The organism is Streptomyces sp. NPDC058534, assembly GCF_042717365.1.
Classification (GTDB): Bacteria; Actinomycetota; Actinomycetes; order Streptomycetales; family Streptomycetaceae; genus Streptomyces.
Genome location: NZ_JBHXNW010000073.1, coordinates 39227 through 46118, shown reverse-complemented (window position 1 = coordinate 46118; position 6892 = coordinate 39227). Strand labels below are relative to the sequence as shown.

The window sequence follows — 6892 nt, the reverse complement described above, 5'->3', positions numbered from 1 at the left end:
CCCGAGGATCGGACCCACCGATGGCGACCGCACACGGCCACGCCGCGCCCGAAAAGCCCGAAACACCCGGGCAACCACAGAATTCTAGAGACGCTGACCGCCCACTGACTCAGGGCGAGGAAGGCCACGCTGCTGACACCCAGGGTCAGCTGGGCGGAACGGACCGTCCAGGCACCCACCGACCGGTCCGCCCGGGCAGCTACGGCTTCTCGCCCCACGTGCCGCCACCCTCGGCCAGGAGGGCCCGCGCCTCGTCCGCGCGCCCGCCGCGCGCGATGACGTCGTAGCGGGAAGCGGCCAGCGAGCGGGTCGAGGAGAAATCACGGCGGCCCCGGGTGGCGGAGTGGGAGACGAAGCCGAAGAGCGCACCCCACACCGCGCCGATGAGAACACCGAAGACGATGAGCCCGGGCCAGTCCGGCCGCGGGGTGAACAGCGCCACCAGCAGACCGATGAACAGGCCGAACCAGGCTCCGCTCAAGGCGCCCGCGCCGGCGGCCCGCCCTTTGGTGAGCCGCCCGGTCACGTGCTCGACCAGGCGCAGGCCGGAGCCGACGATGTCCAGGTGTTCCACGGGAAAATGGCGGTCGGACAGGTGGTCGACAGCGGCTTGCGACTCTTCGTAGGAGTCGAAGCTCGCGACCGTGTTCCACGCGGTGCCCACGTCCAGCCGGCCCGGTTCGATATCCGACATGGCAGTCCTCTTTTCCCACAGGCGGCAAAGCCCCCCGAAGCAACCGGTTTCCCAGTCCGTGGGCGTTCACGCACCTGCCGGAACGGCTCAGAGCCCGACGTGCTCGGGGACCACGGCGAGCGGGCATCCGGCGGAGGCCGTCAGGCGGCCGAGCACCGACAGGCGGGCCGCTGGAAAGGTCCGGCCGTCGCAGGACCCGACAGCCAGCGTGGCCGCGTCGTCCGCCGCGTGCAGCAGTCTGCGCACCGTCCCGCCGTGTTCCAGCCGCGTCGACACCTCGACCTTCGGCAGTTCGGCGCCGCGCTCCACGACGCCGGCGTGCGTGACGGTCCGAGCCAGGTCGGCGGACCCGGTCCGGTCCCCGGCCCCCACACCGGCCTGGGGAGTGGTCAGGGCCGGAGCGTGATCGACGTGAACGATGTCCAGGGGCGCTTCGTGCAGTGCGGCCTCGGCCAACGCGAACCTCAGCGCGGCCTCGGCGGCCGCGGAGCCGCTGACGCCGACCACGAATCTCCCTCGTGCGCGGGAGGATACTCCCGCTCCACCAGCTCGGCGTACATTCCGGCGACAACGCGCCCCTGGTCCTCCGGAGACAGAGGAGCACCGCCTTCCTCGGGTGCGTCATCGGGGATCGGCCACTCCACGGCATGCAGAATCCGCAGAGCGGCCCCGCGCAGAGCCGCCTCGGCGGCCGCGAAACACACCAGGGTCTTCGCCCCCCGCCAGCCGTCCTGCCCGGCAGCGACCCCGACCAGTACGGGAGGCATCCGGCTCGGTGTCCTGACCACGGTCCCACCTCCGTGGACGTCTGGCTCACCTGCGGCACAGCACGTCAGGTGCTCAGGCATTCAGCCGCCACACATCCAGAACAGGCATCTCCGACAGGCATCTACGTGTTTGCGGGAAACGGGCCGACGGGCTTGCCGCCCGCCGGGTGAACCGCAAGGCGTTCGGACATCACACCACCGGCGGCCGGGTACGCAGGCGTCATGATTCTCCCGACTCCTCGCGCCACCGGCGGCGCACGCCGATGCCCGCCTCTCGCCGGGACGGCCATGGCCTGTGCCTTCGCGCTGCTCGCGCTGGCCGGCTGCGACAGTGAACAGCAGGAAGCGCATGAGGTGCTGCCCATGCTCGAAGTCCCGGCCGACGAAGCCATCCGGTTGTCCTTGGAAGAGGTGCCCGGCAGTGACCTGGCAGCTCTCCACCTGCGCCAGTCCGAGGGGGACGAGCCGGTCTGGGACAGCAACGTCGTCGCCCAGGACGGCACACGTCACCTTGTGCGAGTGGACGGAAGCCGCCCCAAGGTGCTGAGCGCCAAGGAAGTGCCGGACGAAGACGCCGGGCAGCGGAAACTGATCGAGCAGGCCAAGATCCTTCCGGAGCAGGCCGTGCGTGAGGTGACCAAACCGGAATTCGGCAAGGTGACCTCGATCGAGATCGACACGAAGGAAGGCCGCGTCGTGTGGAACGTCGACGTGACCACCATCGAACGGGACAACGTCCACACCTACGACGTCGACGCGAAGACCGGTGAGGTGCTGGACCGAGGGGAACTGAGTTCCTGACACTCGTCACACCCCGCGCTCACCGCCCCCGAACCACATCCCGCCACGCCTCCGGAACGGCCCCGGCGACATCATGCGCCCCCACCGGCGCCCCCTCCGCCGCGAACCGGCCCGCCAGCCCGTGCAGGTACGCCGCCGCGCTCCCCGCGTCCAGCGCCGACAGCCCCGCCGCCAGCAGGGACCCCGCGAGTCCGGACAGTACGTCCCCGCTCCCGGCCGTCGCGAGCCACGACGTGCCCGTCGGGTTGACCCGGACCGGCCCTCCGTCCGCCCCGGCCACCACCGTTGTCGAGCCCTTCAGCAGCACCGTCGCCCCGTACCGCGCCGCCAGTTCCCGCGCCGAGGCCAGCCGCGCCCCCTCGACCTCCTCCCGGCCCACCCCGAGCAGCGCCGCCGCCTCCCCGGCGTGCGGCGTCATCAGCGTCGCCGCCGTGCGTGCCCGCACCGCGTCCGCGTCGGCCAGCCGCAGCCCGTCCGCGTCGATCAATACCGGCACCTCCGCCGCCAGCACCTCGGCCACCGTCCCGGCGTCGTCACCGGCCCCCGGCCCGACCACCCACGCCTGCACCCGCCCCGCCCGCTCCGGGCCCCGCTCGGACACGAGCGTCTCCGGGAAGCGGGCGATCACCGCGTCCCCCGCCGGACCGACGTACCGCACCGCCCCCGCCCCGCCCCGCAGCGCACCGGCGACGGCGAGCACCGCCGCGCCCGGATAACGGGCCGACCCGGCGGCGACCCCCACGACCCCCCGCCGGTACTTGTCGCTCTCCGCGCCCGGCACCGGCAGCAGCCGGGCCACGTCCGCGTGTTGCAGGGCCTCCAGCTCGGCCGCCTCACCCGGCAGCGGCAGCCCGATGTCCACCAGCCGCACCGAACCGGCGTACTCCCGCGCCGGATCGACCAGCAGCCCCGGCTTGTGCGCCCCGAAGGTGACCGTCAGGTCGGCCCGCACCGCGGCCCCCCGCACCTCCCCGCTGTCCGCGTCGACCCCGCTCGGCAGGTCGACGGCGACGACGGCGGCCCGGGACCGAGCGGCCGCGTCCGCGAGCGGCACCGCCTCCTCGCGCAGCCCGCCCTTACCACCGATCCCGACGATCCCGTCGACGACCAGATCGGCCCGCGTGACCAGCTCCACGGCGGAACCGGCGCCGGTCTCCGGGCCGCCCGCCACCGTCCGGCCGCCCGCCCGGCGCAACGCGGCCAGCCCCGGTCCGTGCGCGCGCTGCGGCGCCAGCAGCACCGCCGTCACGCCCGCCCCGCGCCGGGCCAGCCGCGCCCCGGCGTACAGGGCGTCACCGCCGTTGTCCCCGCTGCCGACCAGCAGCACCACCCGGCTGCCGTAGACCCGGCCCGCCACCCGCCCGAGCACCTCGGCGCAGGCGGCGGCGAGCCCGGCGGCGGCCCGTTGCATCAGCGCCCCCTCCGGCAGCCGTGCCATCTCCTGGCGTTCCGCCGTCCTGACCGTCTCCACGCTGTACGCAGTCCGCATGCCGTCGAGTCTTCCCCGTACGCCGGAAACACGCACGATCCCGCCCTTACCCGATCTGCGTACAGGGCGAGCGCGCGCACATCTGGGTCCGGCCGACCGTGGGCAGGCCCTGAGGGCAGCCGCTACCCCTCCGCGATCACCACCGCCGACGCCACCCCCGCGTCATGGCTGAGCGACACGTGCCACGACGCCACCCCCAGCTCCGCCGCCCGCGCCGCCACCGTCCCCGTCACCCGCAGTCGCGGCCGGCCGCTGTCCTCGACGTACACCTCGGCGTCCGTCCAGAGCAGGCCGGCCGGCGCGCCCAGCGCCTTGGCCAGCGCCTCCTTCGCCGCGAAGCGGGCGGCGAGCGAGGCGACGCCCCGGCGCTCACCGCTCGGCAGCAGCAACTCGCTCTCCAGGAAGAGCCGCTCCGCGAGGGCCGGCGTGCGCTTCAGCGAAGCCTCGAACCGCTCGATCTCGGCCACGTCGATCCCGACCCCGATGATGCTCATGCCGGGCACCCTAACCACTGGCGGCCGTCGCCCGGCGGGTGACGCCCGGGCACACGGCGACGGCCGGGGGCTCTGAGAGACTGTGGGCACGATGAGTGAGACAGCTGCTCGGCGGGACGCGGTACTGCGGGCCCGGGCCGAGATCGACTTGGCCGCCCTGCGGGCCAACGTACGCGCCCTGCGCGAACGGGCCCCCGGGGCGGCTCTCATGGCCGTCGTCAAGGCCGGCGGATACGGCCACGGCGCGGCACCCTGCGCCCGCGCGGCCGTCGAGGCGGGCGCGACCTGGCTGGGCACGGCCACCCCGCAGGAGGCGCTCGCCCTGCGCGCGGAGGCCGGGCTGCCGGACGACGTACGGATCATGTGCTGGCTGTGGACGCCGGGCGGCCCCTGGCGGGAGGCCGTGGAGGCCGGGCTCGACGTCTCCGTCAGCGCGATGTGGGCCCTGGCGGAGGTCACCGCGGCGGCACGGCTCGCCGGGCGCACCGCGCTGGTGCAGCTCAAGGCCGACACCGGGCTCGGCCGGGGCGGCTGCCAGCCGGGCTCGGACTGGGAGGAACTGGTCCGTCAGGCCCTGCGCGCCGAGGCCGAGGGCCTGATCCGGGTCACCGGGCTCTGGTCGCACTTCGCCTGCGCCGACGAGCCCGGGCACCCCTCCATCGCCGCCCAGCTCACCCGCTTCCACGAGATGACCGCGTACGCCGAGCGGCAGGGCGTACGCCCCGACGTGCGGCACATCGCCAACTCGCCGGCCACGCTCACCCTCCCCGAGGCCCACTTCGACCTGGTGCGGCCCGGCATCGCCATGTACGGCGTCTCGCCCAGCCCCGAGATCGGCACCCCCGCCGACCTCGGACTGCGGCCCGTGATGACGCTGACCGCCGCGCTGGCCCTGGTCAAACAGGTCCCCGGCGGCCACGGCGTCAGCTACGGGCACCACTACACCACCCCCGGCGACACCACCCTGGGCCTCGTCCCCCTCGGCTACGCGGACGGCATCCCGCGCCACGCCTCCTCCACCGGACCCGTCCTGGTCGACGGCAAGTGGCGCACCGTCGCGGGACGGATCGCGATGGACCAGTTCGTCGTCGACCTCGGCGGCGACCGGCCGGAACCGGGCGCCGAGGCGGTCCTGTTCGGGCCCGGCGACCGCGGCGAGCCCACCGCCGAGGACTGGGCGCAGGCGGCGGGCACCATCGGGTACGAGATCGTCACCCGGATCGGATCCCGCGTGCCGCGCGTCTATGTGAACGAGTGACGCGTCCGTACGCGGGATGACGCGCCCGCACACGGCGTGACGCACGTTCAGGTGAATCGGCAACCAGTGGGTATCCGCACAGCGGCCCGGCGAAGAGGAGCGGTGTACGTGAGCGAGAGCAACGCGGAGGCCGTCGCGTCGGCCGTCGCCTCCGCCACGGAAGCGGCCACCGAGGCCGCCGCCGGCGGCTGGCGCCGGGCGACCGGCATCGCCGGCGTCGCCATAGGCGTGGTCGCGGCGGGCGCGGCGGCCGGCGTGGCGATAGAACGGCTGACGGTCGGCCGCGGGATACGCCAGAAGGCCCGGCTCGCGCTGGACTCGGCGGGACCGTACGGCGGACTGCGCGGCAACCCCGGCAAGGCGTACGCCGACGACGGCACCGAGCTGTACTACGAGGTCGACGACGTCGAACCGGCGGCGGAGTCCGCGCTCTCCCGGCGCCGCCGGCGGCTGTTCGGCCGCAAGGAGCCCGCTCCGGTGACCGTCGTCTTCAGCCACGGCTACTGCCTCAACCAGGATTCCTGGCACTTCCAGCGGGCCGCCCTGAGGGGCGTCGTACGCACCGTGCACTGGGACCAGCGCAGCCACGGCCGGTCCGCGCGGGGCGCGGCCCAGGCGCGGGACGGCCGGCCGGTCACCATCGAGGAGCTGGGCCGGGACCTGAAGGCCGTCATCGACGCGGCCGTGCCCGAGGGCCCGATCGTGCTGGTGGGGCACTCCATGGGCGGCATGACCGTGATGGCCCTGGCCGACGCGTTCCCCGACCTGGTCCGCGAGCGGGTCGTCGGCGTCGCGCTCGTCGGCACGTCCTCCGGCCGGCTCGGCGAGGTCAACTTCGGGCTGCCGGTGGCCGGCGTCAACGCGGTCCGGCGGGTGCTGCCGGGCGTGCTGAAGGTGCTGGGGCAGCGCGCCGAGCTGGTGGAGAAGGGGCGGCGGGCGACGGCGGACCTGTTCGCCGGGATCATCAAGCGGTACTCGTTCGCGTCCCGGGACGTCGACCCGGCCGTGGCCCGGTTCGCCGAGCGGATGATCGAGTCGACGCCGATCGACGTGGTCGCCGAGTACTACCCGGCCTTCAACGACCACGACAAGACCGAGGCCCTCGTCCACTTCGCCGACCTGCCGGTCCTGGTGCTGGCCGGGGTGCGGGACCTGGTGACGCCGAGCGAGCACAGCGAGGCGATCGCCGGCATCCTGCCGGGCGCCGAGTTGGTACTGGTGCCGGACGCCGGGCACCTGGTCATGCTGGAGCACCCGGAAGTCGTCACCGACCGCCTCGCGGATCTGCTCGCCCGCGCGGGGGCGTTGCCGTCAACGGCTACCGTTGAGGGCTGTGACTCCGCCTCTTCCTGAGCGGAAGCGGCTTCCAGCCTCCCGGCTGCGGTCCAG

The 6892-nt window shown here is 74.0% G+C and carries 7 protein-coding genes; 3 read left to right on the top strand and 4 right to left on the bottom strand.

Annotation, left to right across the window (positions count from 1 at the left end):
• Nucleotides 1-199 precede the first annotated feature (199 nt).
• On the bottom strand, nt 200-694 hold the full coding sequence (locus ACFWR9_RS33430; RefSeq protein WP_383848768.1) for a general stress protein: 495 nt from the start codon (nt 692-694) through the stop codon (nt 200-202).
• Between the two features lie 87 nt (nt 695-781).
• Entirely contained in the window at nt 782-1201 is a 420-nt protein-coding gene (locus ACFWR9_RS33425; protein WP_383848765.1) for a universal stress protein, read from the bottom strand.
• A gap of 482 nt (nt 1202-1683) precedes the next feature.
• Here ACFWR9_RS33425 and ACFWR9_RS33420 point away from each other — a divergent pair, with 482 nt between their 5' ends.
• Nucleotides 1684-2262, top strand: a complete 579-nt coding sequence (locus ACFWR9_RS33420) for a PepSY domain-containing protein (RefSeq protein ID WP_383848762.1) — start codon at nt 1684-1686, stop codon at nt 2260-2262.
• Between the two features lie 19 nt (nt 2263-2281).
• On the opposite strand, the gene ACFWR9_RS33415 is transcribed toward ACFWR9_RS33420, so the two are convergent.
• Complete coding sequence (locus ACFWR9_RS33415; protein ID WP_383848759.1) at nt 2282-3751, bottom strand: NAD(P)H-hydrate dehydratase; 1470 nt, start codon at nt 3749-3751, stop codon at nt 2282-2284.
• A 122-nt stretch (nt 3752-3873) separates the two neighbouring features.
• Nucleotides 3874-4245 carry a holo-ACP synthase gene (locus ACFWR9_RS33410; protein ID WP_383848756.1) on the bottom strand — a complete coding sequence of 124 codons (372 nt, stop codon included), beginning with the start codon at nt 4243-4245 and terminating at the stop codon, nt 3874-3876.
• Nucleotides 4246-4336: 91 nt separating this feature from the next.
• Between ACFWR9_RS33410 and alr the strand changes: the two genes are divergently transcribed.
• The gene (gene alr, locus ACFWR9_RS33405) at nt 4337-5503 is read left to right on the top strand and encodes an alanine racemase (protein ID WP_383848753.1); all 1167 of its coding nucleotides are present in this window, start codon (nt 4337-4339) and stop codon (nt 5501-5503) included.
• 108 nt (nt 5504-5611) lie between these two features.
• Nucleotides 5612-6856, top strand: coding sequence for an alpha/beta fold hydrolase (locus ACFWR9_RS33400; protein WP_383848750.1), 1245 nt, complete (start codon nt 5612-5614; stop codon nt 6854-6856).
• Nucleotides 6857-6892 lie beyond the last annotated feature (36 nt).

Excerpts from the sequence above, each read along its gene's own strand:
- ACFWR9_RS33430 (WP_383848768.1), bottom strand. The coding sequence starts at position 694 with ATGTCGGATATCGAACCGGGCCGGCTGGACGTGGGCACCGCGTGGAAC.
- ACFWR9_RS33420 (WP_383848762.1), top strand. The coding sequence starts at position 1,684 with ATGATTCTCCCGACTCCTCGCGCCACCGGCGGCGCACGCCGATGCCCG.
- ACFWR9_RS33415 (WP_383848759.1), bottom strand. The coding sequence starts at position 3,751 with ATGCGGACTGCGTACAGCGTGGAGACGGTCAGGACGGCGGAACGCCAG.
- ACFWR9_RS33410 (WP_383848756.1), bottom strand. The coding sequence starts at position 4,245 with ATGAGCATCATCGGGGTCGGGATCGACGTGGCCGAGATCGAGCGGTTC.
- alr (WP_383848753.1), top strand. The coding sequence starts at position 4,337 with ATGAGTGAGACAGCTGCTCGGCGGGACGCGGTACTGCGGGCCCGGGCC.